Below are 15,499 nucleotides of genomic sequence, written 5' to 3' on the forward strand. Positions count from 1 at the left end.
CGACGGTTCGGGAAGAGCGGCCCGCGATCCGGGTCCGGGGAAGCACCCCCCGGGTCCCGTTCACGTCCTCGCCCCCCTCGCGTCTTCTGGGGGGGCGTTCGGACCAGAGCCTCTCGGTTCGAGCGACGGCGACCTTGCCGGGCCCAGGTGTCTCGTCTCGGCGGGTCAATCGATGGGGACGCGGTCCGGGTCGAGAGCGATCCATCTCCACCGGCCTCCCTGCCGGCCCGAGTCGATGGGTCGTCGGTTCCGTCGCAACGATCCTCAAGGTGGAGTTCCGAAACCGGGGCGGAGGATACTGGAGGCCCCCGAGGCTGTCCACCTCAAGTTCCCCCATTCCGGGGGAATTCGCTGAAGTTCTCCCCGGGACCCGCCGAAGCCCCGGCCGGGATCGGCCCGGGGGGCGGGACGAGGGGACCGACGACCGGCCTCCGTGCCCGGCGATCAAGGCGGCGACCCGCTCCCCCGCCCCCGGGGAGCGCGTCGCCGCAGCCCGAGGTGAGGGGGCCCTGGCGAGGTGCCGGGCCCCGCGTCCCGTTCGCGGGCCCCTCACCCCGGCCCTCCCCCCGAGGACGGGGAGGGGGGGGCGGATCCGGCCGGTCGATCTCCCCGAAGGCCCGGCTCGATCTCGCCCGCCGGGGTCGCCCCGCCGGCGTCGCGGGTTTCCTGGTTGACGATCCCGAATCGCCCGCCGTAAGATCAGGGTGACTCGGACGAGGCAACGGGCGGCCCGTGCGCCCCGGCCCATCCCGACGATTCGCGAGCGACCATGCCGACCCCCTCCCTCCTGCTGGGCCTGCGACTTCCTCTGGCCCTCGGCCTGCTGCTAACAGGCCGGGTGGGGGCTTAGGGACCGTCGTCGGCGAGGCGTCGCGAAGACTCGAACGACACTCGACGGAGCCCCGAGACCCACCCGGCCGGTGGATCTCGGGGCTCCGTCGCGTTTTAGCGACCGAGTCGAATCGATCGATCCACTGCATCCCCACCGGCCTTCTCTGGACCTCAGGATTTCGAGAGAGGACAGGCCCCCCATGGCCGACGACCAGCGGATCCGGATCTTCGACACCACGCTCCGGGACGGCGAGCAGTCCCCCGGCGCCAGCATGACCCACGCCGAGAAGCTGGAGATGGCCCGGGCGCTTGCCGACCTGGGGGTCGACGTCATCGAGGCCGGGTTCCCGGTCGCCTCGATCGGCGACTTCGAGGCGGTCCGGGCCATCGCCGCCGAGATCACCGGCCCGACCATCTGCGGCCTGGCCCGCTGCAACGACCGCGACATCGACCGCGCCTGGGAGGCCGTCCGGTACGCCCAGCGGCCGAGGATCCACGTCTTCCTCGCCACCTCGGCCATCCACCGCGAGCACAAGCTCCGGATGACCCCCGAGCAGATCGTCGAGCGGGCCGTCGCCGGGGTGAGGCGGGCCGCCGGGTACTGCCCCGACGTCGAGTTCAGCCCCGAGGACGCCGCCAGGACCGAGCTCGACTTCCTCTGCGCCGTGGTCGAGGCCGCCATCGACGCCGGGGCGACCACGGTGAACATCCCCGACACCGTCGGCTACGCCACGCCGAGCCAGTTCTCGAAGGTCATCCGGACGCTCAGGGAGCGGGTGCCGAACATCGGGAAGGCGGTCATCAGCGTCCACTGCCACGACGACCTCGGCATGGCCGTGGCCAACAGCCTGGCGGGGGTCGAGGCCGGGGCCAGGCAGGTGGAGTGCACCATCAACGGCATCGGCGAGCGGGCCGGCAACGCGGCGCTCGAGGAAATCGTGATGGCGCTGCGGACCCGACGCGACTACTACGGGGCCGACACCGGGGTGAAGACCGAGCGGCTCTACCCCACCAGCCGGCTCCTGACGACCGTCACCGGCCTCTCGGTGCAGCGGAACAAGGCGATCGTGGGCCGCAACGCCTTCGCCCACGAGTCGGGCATCCACCAGGACGGCATGCTCAAGGAGCGGTCGACCTACGAGATCATGAGGCCGGAGGAGGTGGGCGTCCCCAAGACCGACCTCGTGCTGGGCAAGCACTCCGGGCGTCACGCGTTGAAGGACCGGGCGATCGGGCTGGGCTTCCACCTCACCGACGAGCAGCTCAACGCCGTCTTCGACGACTTCAAGGCGCTGGCCGACAAGAAGAAGGAGGTCTACGACGACGACCTCGCCGTCCTGATCGAGAAGCAGATCGGCGACGACGTGCCCAAGGCCTGGGAGCTGATCAGCGTCCAGACGACCACCGGCTCGAACATGCTGCCGACGGCCACGGTCTGCATCCGGAGGCCCGACGGCGAGATCGTCCAGGACGCGGCGATCGGCACCGGCCCGGTCGACGCGATCTTCAAGGCGGTGGAGCGCGTGACCGGCGTGCGGGCCAGCCTGCACGACTTCGCCATCCGGAGCGTGACCCGGGGCAAGGACGCCCAGGGCGAGGTGACCCTGGAGCTGGCCGTCGAGAGCGACGACATCGACTTCCGGGGCCGGGCCGCCTCGACCGACATCATCGAGGCCAGCGCCCTGGCCTACATCAACGCCGTCAACGCCATCGCCTCCCGTCGCGAGCGGGGCCGGGTCCGGGAGGTCGCCGGCCGCCCCGGCGCGGGAGCCTGATCTCGGCCCGATCGCCCCGGCCCGACGCCCGATCCCGGGCGTCGGGCCGGGGGCCTCGACGAGGGCGTGCCATGCGGCTGATCGAGGTCCTGCTGCTGTCGATCCCCCCCGCGACGGCCCCGGGGTCCTCCCGGGACGGCCAGGCGGTCGAGGCGATCGAGTACCTCGGCCAGGCCACCCTGCCGGGCACCTTGACCGAGGACGGCACCCGGGTCGGCGGGCTTTCCGGCCTGGCCTTCGACGAGGGGGAGGGGGTGTTCCTCGCCCTCTCGGACGACCGGGGAGGCCCGGATTCCCCCGCGCCGAGGGCCTACCGGCTGCGGATCGACCTGGCCGACGGCCGGCTCGACCCGGGGGACGTGGGCGTCGAGGGCGTGCTCGTGCTGACCCGGCGGGACGGCTCGGCCGTGCCGGCCGGGACGGCCGACGCGGAGGGGATCGCCCTGGGGGGCGGCGGGGGGCTGTTCATCGGCTCCGAGGGGATCCCGGGGGCGGATCCGCCGGTCCCGCCGTCGGTCGACCGGTTCGATCGGGGGGCGGGGAGGCACGTCGGGGCGTTCGAGGTCCCGGCCGCCTACCGTCCCGGCCCCGGCCGGGGGGTCCGGGAGAACCTCGGCTTCGAGTCCCTGACGATCACGCCGGGGGGCCGGTTCGTCGACGCGGCGACCGAGAACGCGCTGCTGCAGGACGGCCCGGCGGCCTCGGTCGAGTCGGGGACGACCTGCCGGATCCTCCGGTTCGACCGGGCCTCTGGGGAGCCGGCGGCCGAGTTCGCCTACGAGGCGGGGCCGATCGTGGGCAGGATCGGGCCGAGGGTGGCCGGGCTGGTGGAACTGCTGGCGATCGACGAATCGCGGTGGCTGGCGCTGGAGCGGTCGTTCTCGGCCGGCTCGGGGTGCTCGATCCGGCTGTTCGAGGCGTCGATCGATGGCGCGACGGATCTCCAGGGCGTCGACGCCCTCGCCGATCGCCCCGGGGTGGTGCCGGTGAGCAAGCGTCTGGTGCTGGACCTGGGGACGCTGGGCGAATTCCTGCCGACGAACCTGGAAGGCATGGCCTTCGGCCCGGACCTGCCCGACGGCCGGAGGTCGCTGATCCTCGTCGCCGACAACAACCGGATGGCGCTCTTGCCCTCGCAGTTCGTGGCGTTCGGGGTGACGATGGCCCCTTCGGAATGACCCAGGGTCACGGTCACTCCCGGACGAGCACCGCCCGGGCGAGCCGGCCGTGCAGCATCCCGACGCCCCGGATGACCAGCAGCATCAGCCAGAGCAGGACGACCCCGAGCGCCGCCAGGCCGATCAGCAAGGCCGGGCCGACCTCCGGCTCGGCCCCCACGAAGCCGAGCTGGATCCGGGCATACTCGCTGCCGGTGGCCAGGTCGATCAGCGACCCGAGGGTCAGCGACACGGGCACCGTCAGGCCGACCACGACGAGGACGAAGTAGGCGATCCCCAGCGGCAGCATCAGGATCATGTTGGCCAGGGTCGACCAGGTCCGGGGGTCCAGGAACGCGCCGAGGACGCCGCGGTCCCCCCCGGCGAGGTCGAGCGTCGAGCCGGGGGAGGACCGGGACATCCGGACGCCCAGCAGCCCCTCGACCAGCCAGCCTTCGAGCACGCCGACGAACCGGACGGACATCAGGAACATCATCAGCAGGGGGATGCCCACGAGCACCACGACCAGCGAGACGGAGACCGTCAGCCCGACCACCGCCCAGGTGAAGTAGGCGACCCCGGTCCCCAGGGACGTCAGCAGGTAGAAGATCGCCCCGTACGTCCTGGGGTCGGTCAGCACGCCGAGGGGGTTGGCGGCGGGGTGGCCCGGGAGAGGATCGGCCCCGATCTCGTCCCACTCCCACTCGGGGATCGGTGCCCTGGCCGGTTTGCCCATGATCCTGCTCCGGTGGCCTCGGTGGCGTCGCCCCCGGGTCCGGGCGCCGTCCGGGGCGGGGGCGAGGCGATCACCCCATGATACGAGTTCGGCGGGCCATCGACCGGGGTCGTCCCGCGGAGGATCTTCGGTCGGGGCGGGCCGGGATTGGGCTCGCGATCGCCCCGTGCCCGGGCGGAGCGGGTCGGGGAGGAGGGCGTCGGGGACGGAATCGGGCCCGGCCCGGCCCCTTCCTGAGCGAAGGGGCCGGGCCGGGCCCGGGGGATGATCGTCCGGCCGGGATGACGGGGGAGGCGGCCGGCAGGAGGGCGGACGGCCGGGACGGCCCCGGCCGGGATCGATCGGCCCGGTCGGCTCAGGTGCCGAACTCGGGACGCCGGCCGTTGAGCTGGGCCTGGAGCCGCTGGATGATCGAGGAGTGCATCTGCGAGACCCGGGACTCGGAGAGGTCCAGGGTCGCGCCGATCTCCTTCATCGTCAGCTCCTCGTAGTAGTAGAGGATGATGATCAGGCGCTCGTTGCGGTTGAGCCCCTTGGTCACCATCCGCATGAGATCCTTGCGCTGGAGGCGACGGGTGGGGTCCTCCCCCTTCTTGTCCTCCAGGATGTCGATCTCGCGGACGTCCTTGTAGCTGTCCGTCTCGTACCACTTCTTGTTGAGCGAGATGAGGCCGACGGCGTTGGAGTCCATCGCCATCTTCTCGTATTCGCCCATGCTCAGGCCGAGGCGTTCGGCCAGCTCCCGGTCGGTGGGCGGGCGGCCGTGCTCGGCTTCGAGGGTCTTGCGGGCCTCCTCCATCTTGGTCGCCTTGGCCCGGACCAGCCGAGGGACCCAGTCCATGGTGCGCAGCTCGTCGAGCATGGCACCGCGGATCCGGGGCACGCAGTAGGTCTCGAACTTCACGCCCCGGCCGAGGTCGAAGGCGTCGATGGCGTCCATCAGGCCGAAGACGCCGGCGGAGATGAGGTCGTCGAGGTCGACGCCCTCGGGCAGTCGTTGCCAGATCCGCTCGGCGTTGTACTTGACCAGCGGCAGATAGCGCTCGACGAGCCGGTTCCGCAACTCGGTGGTCGGGTGTTCCTTGAATTGACGCCAGAGTTCAGCGACATCCACGTCCACCTTGGCAGTCATCCTTGACCTCCACGGGGGGTCTGCGGAGAGGCCCGTGCGCCATCCTGGCCGCCGGGGACGGCCCGCCGACCCGCCCCGCTCGGGGGGCGTCTCGGCGGGTGGGGTCGCCCGCGACGGGGCCGGAGTGGAGCCCACTCCGGGGCCGGGCGACCCGCTCTCACGCTAGATATCGGACAACCGGACGAACCGGCTTGAACCTCGCACTCATTTCTTTCCCTGGCGAACTCGAATTATCGAGACGCCATTTCAGGCGAACCGCGGCCGATGAGCGCCGCCAGCAGGCCGGGACGTCGGGGGGCCGAGCCGGAGGCCTCGTCGGCCTCGGCGGCGACGGCCCGGGCCAGGCGCCTGATGCAGCGCGAGGCCTCGCAGCCGGGGGCGTCGAGCAGGAACGGGCGGCGGCGGCGGACGGCCGTGGCCACCTTCGGGTCGAAGCGGACGAAGCCGGGGCCGACCGGCCGCACGGCGGCGCCCAGGAACGATCGGCAGGCCGAGGAGAGGCGGTCCAGCGCCTCGATCGCCTCGGCGCTGGAGCGGGCCTGGCCGATCACCGAGCGGATCGGCGGGCAGCCCTGCCGCTTCCTCAGGCGGGCGACGACCGCCTGGGCGTCGGCCAGGGCCGTCGGCTCGGGGGAGGCGACGACGACGACCGAGTCGACCGCCGAGGCCAGCATCGAGCCGCTGGGGGCCAGGCCCGAGCCGCCGTCGATCAGGACGAACTCGGCCTCGGTCTGCCGGGCGATGTCGGGCAGCTCGGCGGCCAGGCGGTCCCGGGCGGCCTCGACGGCGCCGTCGGCGGCGCGGGCGGCGTGGACGCCGGAGAGGAAGCGGATGGACTCGGGGCCGTCGACGATCGTCTCGGCCAGGGGGCGGTCCTCGGCCATGGCGTCGCCGAGGTCCCGGTCGAGCGACAGGCCGCAGAGCAGGTCGAGGTTCGCCAGGCCGGCGTCGGCGTCGATCAGGACCACCCGGCGGCCCATCATGCCCAGGGCGACGGCCAGGTTCAACGTCAGGTTCGAGGTGCCGACGCCCCCCTTGCCGCTGGTGATCAGCAGCGAACGGGCCGGGGCCGGGGCGGGCCCGGGTCGGGTCGGGGAGGGCGCGGGCAAGGGCTCGGTCTTGATCCGCTTGCGGAGCAGGTCGGCCTGGTCGGGCATGGGGTTCCCCTGGCTGGCGAGGGTCATGGTGGGTCCTCCGTCTCGGTCGGGCTCGGGTGGCGTCGGGGCGTCGGCGGTCGGCCCCGGCCCGGGGGCCGGGGCGCCGGGGTGCTTCGGGCGGGCGTCGGGCGAGGAGGGACTCACGAGGGCGCCTCCCGGCCCAGGATCAGGGCGGCGAGGCGGTCCCCGTCGGCGGGCTCGATGTCGTCGGGCACGCCCTGGCCGGTGGTCAGGTAGCTGATCGGTCGGGAGGCCCGGGAGACGACGCCGAGCACGGCGCCCAGGCCGTCGGCCTCGTCGAGCTTGGTCAGGATCAGCCGGTCGAAGCCGAGCGGCTCGAAGCGGTCGACGACCGCGCGGAGGCTCTTCTCCCCGGCGGCGGCCGAGAGCACGAGGTGGACCTCGTCGGGCCGGCAGACGGCGAGGAAGGCGGCCAGCTCCCGGATCTTCACCTCGTCCCGGGGGCTCCGGCCGGCGGTGTCGACGAGGGCGAGGTCGACGGGGCCGAGGTCGTCGAGCGCCCCGGGCATCCGGCCGGGGGCGTCGGCCACGGCGAGGGGGAGGTCGATGATCTCGGCGTACGTCCTCAATTGTTCGACCGCGGCGATGCGGTAGGTGTCGACCGTCACCAGGCCGACCTTGAGCCCGAGCCCGAGCTTGGCGTTGGCCGCGAGCTTGGCCACGGTGGTCGTCTTGCCCACGCCGGTCGGGCCGACCAGGGCGACCACCCGCCGCGTCCCCGCCACGGCGCCGACCGGCGGCGCCACGGGGAGGCAGAGGCCGATGCCCCGGCGCAAGGCCTCCTCCACCGCCTCGGGCCGGTGCATCTCGTCGGGCTCGACCGAGTCGGCCACGAACCGGACGAGCCTCCGGGCCAGGTGCTCGGGGATCTCGGCGTCGAGCAGCCGGGCGTAGGTCGGCGCCAGCTCGGTCGGCACGTCGATGAGCAGGTGGTCGAGCATCCCGAGCCGGGTCAGGCCCTCGACCGCCTCATGCACCCGGCCGAGCCGGTCGTCGAGCCCCGGCCGGGCCGGGGGCGGGGGCGACGCCGGGCCGACCCGATCGACGCGGGCCGAGACCTCGATCCCCCCCCGGCCGGCTCGGGCCCCGGGCGGCGCGGCCGTCACCTCGACCAGCTCCCGCCCCCCGAGGCCGAGCAGCCGGCGGCGGCGCAGCTCCCTCGTGCCGAGGATGACCGCCGAGCCGCCCAGGTCGCGACGGACCCGGGCGAGGGCCTCCTTCAGCGTGCCGGCTCGGTAGGTTCGGGGGGCGGGCTGGGGCATGGGGATCGGTCGGGTCCTGTTCGTTCGGGTTCGCTGGGAGGACCGGCCTGGCCTCGCGAGGGTCGATGGCAGGGGCCGGGATCGGGAGGGGGACCTCAGTGGTCCATCCGCCGTATTGGTCGACAGATCGGTTTCCGTCCCCCCCTCCCCGCTCTCGGGGAGAGGGTCGGGGTGAGGGGGCCCGGCGTTCGACCTGAAACCTTGCGCGTCGTCGGCTCCCCCCTCAACCGGCCTCCGGCCACCCCCTCCCCCGCAAGCGGGGGAGAGGGTCGGGGACGACCGCCCTCGTCAGGGATCGTCCCGGATGGACCATCCGGTCGGGGATGATCGTGGCGTGTCCCGACCCCTCGGACACCCGCTCGCACGGCCATTTCACATCCATCGTTCCCCATCCGTCTCCTCCCGTCCGCGGTCTCGCGTCCGTCATCACCCCGGTCATCTCGCGTCCGTCGATCGCCCCTCCCCCGCCGCCGTCCCGCGTCGGGGGTCGGCCGGGGCCCGGGTGGAGATCGGCGCGTGGGGCCCTCGGAGGATGGACGGGATGCCCGAGGCCGGGGCCGGCACCGGGGGCACGGGGCCTTCGGGGGGGTCCTGCTCGACGACGGTGCCGATGACCTCGATCGGCGTGTCCCGGGGGACTTCCCGGCGGCTCAGGACGACGAGCCGGGGCAGGTCGGCCCGGGTGAGGTCCTTGAGCACCGGGCGGGCCTCGGCGGAGCAGAGGATGACCGGGTGGACGCCGCCGGCCACGGCGGCGGCGACGCCGTCGGCCACGGCCCGGACGACCCCCCGGGCGGAGTCCTCGCCGAGGGCCTCGGTCGGGCGGTCCTCCTCGCGGGCGGCGGCGACGAGCCGGGCGTCGAGCGGGGCGTCGACGGAGACGACCCGGAGGCGGCCGTCGAGGCCGAGGTACTGCTGGGCGATCCGGCGGCCGAGGGCGCGCCGGACGCATTCGGTCAGGTCGTCGGTGTCCCGGGTCCGGCCGGCGTGCTCGGCCAGGGCCTCGAGGATCGTCTCCAGGTCCCGGACGCTCACCCGTTCCCGCAGGAGGTTCTGCAGGACGCGCTGGACCTCCCCGGCCCGGAGCATGCCGGGGACGACCTCGATGACCAGCGCGGGGGAGGTCTCCCGGGCCCGGTCGAGCAGGCGGTAGACCTGCTCGTGGGTCATCAGCTCGTCGGCGTGCCGGGCGACGATCTCGCCGAAGTGCTCGGCGATGGAGGCCGAGGGCTCGACGATCCGGCACCCGGCCCGCTCGGCCGGCTCCCGGCCGTCGGCGTGGATCCAGACCGCCGGGCGCCCGGTGGCGGGGTCGACGCCGTCCCTGCCGTGGACCTGGGGCCCGGTCAGCCCGGCGGGGGGGACGGCGAGCAGCCGGCCGACGAAGGCGGTCCCCTGCCCCACCACGGCGCCCCGGATCTTGATCCGGTAGTCGTGCGGGGGCAAGCCCATCTCGTCCCGGATCCGGACCTGCGGGACGATCAGCCCCAGTTCCCGGGCGACCCGGTGGCGGACGGTCCGGATGCGGTCGAGCAGGTCGCCGCCCCGGGTGGGGTCGGCCAGGGCGATCAGGCGGAAGCCGATCTCCAGCTCCAGGGGGTCGACGTGGAGCAGGTCCTCCATCCGCTCGCTCATCCCCTCGGCGAGCGTCCCCGAGGGGGCCGGGGCCGACGGCGTCGGCGCTTCGTGGCGAGTCGTCGGCTCGGGCGCGGTCGGCTCCGACCCGGCGGCCTCGCCGAGGGGCTTCGACCGGGAGGCGACATACGCCCCGGCCCCCAGCCCGGCGGCGACGGTCAGCAGCGGCACGGCCGGCAGGCCGGTGAAGGCGAGCAGGCCGATCGAGACGGCCGAGACGGTCATCACCTCGGGGCGGCCGAGCAACTGGCCGACCACGTCGCGGCCCAGGTCCGACTCCCCCGAGGATCGGGTGACGATCAGGCCCGCGGCCAGCGAGGTCAGGAAGGCGGGCACCTGGGCCACCAGGCCGTCGCCGATGGTCAGCTTCGTGAAGACCTCGACCGCCTCGAGCGGCGCCATCTCGAAGCGGATGACGCCGATGGCCAGGCCGCCGACGATGTTGATGGCCGTGATGACGACGCCGGCCATCGCGTCGCCGCGGACGAACTTGCCGGCGCCGTCCATGGCGGCGAAGAAGTCGGCCTGGCGCTGGACGCCGTCGCGGCGCCGGGCGGCCTCGGCGGCGTCGATGGCCCCGGCGTGCAGGTCGGCGTCGATGGCCATCTGCTTGCCCGGCATCCCGTCGAGCATGAACCGCGCGGCCACCTCGCCGATCCTCCCCGCCCCCTTGGTGATGACCAGGAACTGGATCGCCACCAGGATCAGGAAGATGACGGCGCCGACGATCACCTCGTCCCCCGAGACGAACTCGCCGAACGCCTGGACGACCCCCCCGGCGGCGTCGAGGCCCTCGGTCCCGCCCCGGGTGAGGATCAGCCGGGTGGTGGCCACGTTGAGCACCAGGCGGGTCAGGGCGGTCGTCAGCAGGATGGTCGGGAAGGCGCTGAATTCCAGCGGGGTCCGGATCGCCAGGGTCGTCAGCAGGACGACCACGGCCAGCGCGATGTTGCCGGCCAGCAGCAGGTCGAGCGCCCCCGGCGGCACCGGCACGATGAGCACGAGCACGGCGCCGACGATGGCGACGGGCAGGGCCGCGTCCACGATCGTCGAGCGGCCGAGGGCGATCATGCGATGGGGGGACGCGGGCATCCGAACCTCCGAACCGAACCGTCCGGCCGCCGTCCTGCGGCGGCCCGACCAACGGGCGCGGCCGACCCGGACCCGGCGCGGACCCCGAGCGACCCGGGACGCCTCCGCGGCGTCTCGGTCGTCGGCTCCCGACGGCGGGGGCGGGCCGTCTCGAAGTCGCGGCTCTCAAGGGTGGGAACGGCCGGGCCGGATAGGTGCGGGGACGATACTGCGGGCCGGGGCTCCTGTCCAGTGCGATCGGCGGGGCGTCCGGTCGTGCCGCCTGGGGCGATCCTGCCGATTGGGACCGGGGGACCGGATGGGCAGGGCGTATTTTCTCGCGAAGAAATGCGGCAGGCTGGGGAATACATCCTGCACTTCACCCGGGGGAACCGAGCACGGCCGGAGGCGACGATGGGCACCTTCTTCCTGATCTGCGCGGCGATCGGCGGGACGATCCTGGTCCTGCAACTCGGCCTGACGCTGCTGGGCCTCGGCGGCGACCTGGCCGGGGCGGACGCGGTGGACCTGCCGGACCTGCCCGACGGCGACGGGGGGGACGGGGCCGTCGGCCACGAGGGAGCCGGCTTCTCGGACCTGGCCCGGAAGCTGACGTTCCAGGCGGTCGTCTCGTTCCTGGCCTTCTTCGGCATCGGCGGGCTGTCGGCCCGGGGGTCCGACTGGTCCCCCGGCCTCAGCCTGGCGACGGCGACGGCGGTCGGCCTGGCGGCGACGGCCCTGCTGGGCTACGCCTTCGGCGGCCTGAGGAAGCTCCAGGGCAGCGGCTCGTTGCGGCTGTCGAACGCCGTCGGCGAGGTCGGCCGGGTCTACCTGCGGGTGCCGGGCGGCGAGGGGGGCGTCGGCAAGGTGATCGTGACGGTCCAGGGCCGCTCCGAGGAGCTCCGGGCCGTCACCCCCGGCCCCGAGCTCCGGGCCGGGGAGGCGGTGGTTGTCACCCGGGTGGTGGACGACCGCACGCTGGAGGTGGTCGACCAGGCCGCCCACGTCGCCAAGTCGGCGTCGCTCGCCGACTGATCGATTCGGTTCGGATCGGATCGATCCGCCCTCGCACCCCTGATGACCTTGACTTCGAGGATCTGCAGCCATGAACCCGATCCCGCTCCTGCTCGTCGCCCAGGTCCCCGCCGTGGAGGGGAACATCTGGCCGGTCGTCGGCGCCGCGTTGTTCGCGATCGCGGCGTTCAGCATCGTGACGACGGGCGTGAAGTGCTACAAGCGGTGCCCGTCGAACAAGATCCTGGTGAAGTGGGGGGCCGGCTCGGGCAAGCAGGCGGCCAAGTGCGTGCAGGGCGGCGGCGAGTTCGTCGTGCCAATCATCCAGGATTATGATTATCTGAGCCTGGAGCCGATCCAGATCGAGATCCCCCTGCGGGGGGCGCTGTCGTTCGAGAACATCCGGGTGAACGTGCCGAGCGTCTTCACGGTGGCGATCGGCTCGGACCCGCAGGTGCAGCAGAACGCGGCGATCCGCCTGCTGGGCCTGAGCCGGGAGCAGGTGAGCAGCCAGGCCAGCGACATCATCTTCGGCCAGCTCCGCCAGGTGATCGCCTCGATGACGATCGAGGACATCAACCGGGACCGCGAGAAGTTCCTGGAGAACATCCAGCTCTCGCTGGAGTCGGAGCTGAACAAGATCGGCCTGGTGCTGCTGAACGTCAACATCACCGACCTGACGGACGACTCGGGCTACATCGAGGCCATCGGCCGCAAGGCCGCCAGCACGGCGGTCAACCAGGCCGAGATCGACGTGGCCGAGCAACAGAAGAAGGGGTCGATCGGCGTCGCCCGCGCCGAGCAGGAGAAGGCCGTCGAGGTGGCCAACGCCGAGAAGCTCCGGGAGATCGGCACCAAGACCGCCGAGCGCGACCGGACGCTCCAGGTGGCCGAGCTGACGAGGGCCCAGCAGGTCGGCGTCGAATCCGCCCGCTTCCAGCAGCAGGCGGGCATCAAGGACGCCGAGCGCGGCATGCGGATCCAGCTGGCCGACGCCGACGCCCTGGCCATCGCCGGCGAGAACGAGGCCAAGGCGAAGATCGCCGCCAGCAAGGCCGAGCTGAACGTGAAGGAGGCCGAGGCGTATCAGATCGGCGAGACCCGGCGCCGGGAGGCCGAGGCCGCCGTGGCCGAGGCCCAGTTCCGGGCCCAGGCCAAGGCCGCCCTGGCCGAGGCAGAGAAGGTGGAGGCCGAGCAGCGGGCCAAGCTCGAAGCCCAGGCCAAGGCCGAGAAGGCCCGGGTCATCGTCGACGCCGAGGCCGCCGCCGAGCGCCGACGCCTGGAGGCCCGGGCCGAGGCGGACGCCGTCTTCGCCCGGCTGGAGGCCGAGGCCCGGGGCCAGTACGAGCAGCTCGCCAGGAAGGCCGAGGGCCTCAAGGCCATCGTCGAGGCCTGCGGCGGGTCGCAGCAGGCGTTCCAGCTGCTGATGCTCGAACACATGGACAAGCTCTCCGAGACGGCCGCCCAGGCGATCTCGAACATCAAGTTCGACAAGGTGGTCGTCTGGGACGCCGGGGCCAACGGCCACAACGGCCAGGGCGACGGCCCCGGGGTGGGGGCCACCGCCGGGTTCCTCCGCAACATGGCGCATACCCTGCCGCCGATGCTCCAGATCATGCAGGAGATCGGCGGGGTGAAGATGCCCGACTACTTCGGCAAGATGGTCGGAGACGACCCCGGCAAGGGCAAGGGAGAGGGCGAGTCCTCCCCCAACGGCTCGGCCCCCGAGCACGCCGAGGCCGGCACCGGGGGAGAGCCGAAGGGCGGGCGTCCCGGCCCCGGTCCGAGCCGGGGCCCCGGGAACCGGCCCTCAAAGTCGTAGGCCGATCCGAGCCGGGGCGGGGACGGGCCGGGCCCGACGCCCGATGGCGTCGGCCCGGGCCCCTCGACCCGCCCGGGGGGCCGATCCGTACTGGCCGGCGCCGATGACCTCGCCCCCTCTCGGGTGTGCAACGCCCGGTCGATCGATGCCGGGGCCGGCGGGGCCCACCCGGTTCGGGCGTCCGCCCGCGGTCAGATCGCACCGGGGCCGGCGGGCTCGGCGACCCCGGGGGCCGGTTCCCCCCGCCTCCCCGCCCGGAGGCGGGCACGGATGCCGGGATTCCCCCCCTGCTCGCGCTGCTCCTCACGCTGCTCCCGGGGAGAGATGCGCAGCCGGGCGTCGAGCCGCCGGACCTGCACCGCGCGGTGGACCAGGCCGACCGCCAGCAGGGCCAGGCCCAGCCGGGAGATCGAGGCATGGAGCGTCCCCCCCGCGAGCCGGATCACCTCCGAGGGGTCGGACGCGGTCGAGGCGGCGGGATCTCGGAGGACGCCCCGGATCGCCCACCAGGTCAGGGCGACCAGCACCACGGCCCGGGCCACCAGGCCGGCGGCCCGGCCGAGGCGGTCACCGGGGGTCCCCGCCGAGGCTCCCGGCCGGAGCCGGGCCGGGTCGGGGAGGGCCAGGCCCGGCCGGAAGAGCCCGCCGGCCTGGACCTGATGGGCCACCAGGCTCGCCAGCACCGGCACCGCCAGGATGACCGCCATCGGCGACGCGACCGAGCCGATCGCCGAGCGGACGAGGGCGACGAACGTCGAGGCGTCGGCGACCGCGAGGTCCTCGCCGGAGAGCCCCTCCCGGATCAGCCCGAGCATCCCCGAGAGCAGCCCCTCGCCCCAGACCCCCAGCGCCGCCGACGCCGCCAGCAGGCCGACCGCGGCGGTCAGCTCGCCGCTGACCGGCACCATCCCGCGATCCCGGGCCTCCCGGAGCCGCCGGGGAGAGGGTTCGAGCGTGCGATCGTCGGACATGGGGCCGCCCGTCGTCGGGGTTGGTGGGGAGGGAGCCGGGTCGGGGCCGGGGGCCGGGGCCCTCGGGCGGACCCGAGATTACGGGGTCCCGCATGCTCATCCCTGCCGGCGTTTATCCAGCCGGGAGCGTCGCTGACCACGCCGAGGCGAGCGCCGAGGCCATCCCGGCCACGCCGAGCAGGGTCAGCAGCAGGCCGATCCCCAGCCGGACCGGGAGCCAGGCCGAGAAGCTGGACAGGGCCGGGGCCGACCGGGCGAGCAGCCCGACGGCGACCTGGGCCACGAGCAACGCCAGGGCGATGGGCGCCGCCAGCCGGAGGGCCAGGCCGATCGCCTGGGAGACCATGGCGAATGCCGACCGCAGGGACGCCTCGCCGGTCACGCCGACGACGCCGACGCCCCCCGCCGGGCCGATGCGATAGCTCCCGGCCAGGGCGATCATCAGCCGGAAGGGGCCGTCGAGCGCGGCGAAGGTCGCCAGGGCGACCAGGCCGCCGAGCGTGGCCAGGGGGGGCTCCGGGCCGTCCTCGGCCCCGGGCCCGGGGGCGATCGAGGCGGCGGCCGAGAGCCCGGCCTGGGCCCCGATCACCTCCCCCGCCAGCCGGGCCGCCGCGGCGATCAGCCCCGCGCCGATCCCCAGGACGGCGCCTGCCATCGCCTCGTACAGGGCGAGGCCGCCCAGGGCGAGCGGATCCGACGAGGTCGGCACGTCGTCCCCCACCAGCGGCGACACCGCCGCGGCGATCACCGCCGACGCCGCCAGCCGGACCCGCAGCCCGGCCCCCGCCCCCCCCGCCAGCCAGGCCAGCGCCCAGACCAGGCCCACCGATCTCGACAGCACCAGCAGGAACGCGGCCGGGCTGCCGAGCAGGTCGAAGGGCGGCGGGGGCATGGGGGTCCCTCCTCGGGCCGTGG

11 protein-coding genes are annotated in these 15,499 nt (G+C 73.8%); 4 read left to right on the top strand and 7 right to left on the bottom strand.

The window, feature by feature from the left end:
• Positions 1-1,031 precede the first annotated feature (1,031 nt).
• Together ElP_RS32375 and ElP_RS32380 are read left to right on the top strand one after the other, a co-directional pair.
• On the top strand, positions 1,032-2,606 hold the full coding sequence (locus tag ElP_RS32375; protein WP_145277356.1) for a 2-isopropylmalate synthase: 1,575 nt from the start codon (positions 1,032-1,034) through the stop codon (positions 2,604-2,606).
• A 71-nt stretch (positions 2,607-2,677) separates the two neighbouring features.
• The gene (locus ElP_RS32380; RefSeq protein WP_145277358.1) at positions 2,678-3,784 is read left to right on the top strand and encodes an esterase-like activity of phytase family protein; all 1,107 of its coding nucleotides are present in this window, start codon (positions 2,678-2,680) and stop codon (positions 3,782-3,784) included.
• A 13-nt stretch (positions 3,785-3,797) separates the two neighbouring features.
• On the opposite strand, the gene ElP_RS32385 is transcribed toward ElP_RS32380, so the two are convergent.
• From ElP_RS32385 to ElP_RS32405, 5 genes are all read right to left on the bottom strand, one after another.
• A complete protein-coding gene (locus ElP_RS32385) occupies positions 3,798-4,499 on the bottom strand; it encodes a sensor domain-containing protein (RefSeq protein WP_145277359.1) in 702 nt (233 codons plus the stop codon).
• Positions 4,500-4,854: 355 nt separating this feature from the next.
• Entirely contained in the window at positions 4,855-5,631 is a 777-nt protein-coding gene (locus ElP_RS32390; protein WP_145277361.1) for a FliA/WhiG family RNA polymerase sigma factor, read from the bottom strand.
• A 230-nt stretch (positions 5,632-5,861) separates the two neighbouring features.
• The gene (locus ElP_RS32395) at positions 5,862-6,815 is read right to left on the bottom strand and encodes a nucleotide-binding protein (protein ID WP_145277363.1); all 954 of its coding nucleotides are present in this window, start codon (positions 6,813-6,815) and stop codon (positions 5,862-5,864) included.
• Positions 6,816-6,928: 113 nt separating this feature from the next.
• The gene (locus tag ElP_RS32400; protein ID WP_145277365.1) at positions 6,929-8,071 is read right to left on the bottom strand and encodes a flagellar biosynthesis protein FlhF; all 1,143 of its coding nucleotides are present in this window, start codon (positions 8,069-8,071) and stop codon (positions 6,929-6,931) included.
• A gap of 435 nt (positions 8,072-8,506) precedes the next feature.
• Positions 8,507-10,798, bottom strand: coding sequence for a flagellar biosynthesis protein FlhA (locus tag ElP_RS32405; RefSeq protein ID WP_145277367.1), 2,292 nt, complete (start codon positions 10,796-10,798; stop codon positions 8,507-8,509).
• A gap of 393 nt (positions 10,799-11,191) precedes the next feature.
• Here ElP_RS32405 and ElP_RS32410 point away from each other — a divergent pair, with 393 nt between their 5' ends.
• Both ElP_RS32410 and ElP_RS32415 read left to right on the top strand, forming a co-directional pair.
• Complete coding sequence (locus tag ElP_RS32410; RefSeq protein ID WP_145277369.1) at positions 11,192-11,812, top strand: hypothetical protein; 621 nt, start codon at positions 11,192-11,194, stop codon at positions 11,810-11,812.
• A 70-nt stretch (positions 11,813-11,882) separates the two neighbouring features.
• The gene (locus tag ElP_RS32415; RefSeq protein ID WP_145277371.1) at positions 11,883-13,613 is read left to right on the top strand and encodes a flotillin family protein; all 1,731 of its coding nucleotides are present in this window, start codon (positions 11,883-11,885) and stop codon (positions 13,611-13,613) included.
• Positions 13,614-13,804: 191 nt separating this feature from the next.
• Here the strand turns inward: ElP_RS32415 and ElP_RS32420 are convergent, their stop codons facing one another.
• Together ElP_RS32420 and ElP_RS32425 are read right to left on the bottom strand one after the other, a co-directional pair.
• Complete coding sequence (locus tag ElP_RS32420) at positions 13,805-14,584, bottom strand: EscU/YscU/HrcU family type III secretion system export apparatus switch protein (RefSeq protein ID WP_145277373.1); 780 nt, start codon at positions 14,582-14,584, stop codon at positions 13,805-13,807.
• Positions 14,585-14,696: 112 nt separating this feature from the next.
• Entirely contained in the window at positions 14,697-15,476 is a 780-nt protein-coding gene (locus tag ElP_RS32425; protein ID WP_145277375.1) for a flagellar biosynthetic protein FliR, read from the bottom strand.
• Between the last annotated feature and the right edge of the window lie 23 nt (positions 15,477-15,499).

This window comes from Tautonia plasticadhaerens (assembly GCF_007752535.1).
In the GTDB taxonomy this organism is placed as follows: domain Bacteria; phylum Planctomycetota; class Planctomycetia; order Isosphaerales; family Isosphaeraceae; genus Tautonia; species Tautonia plasticadhaerens.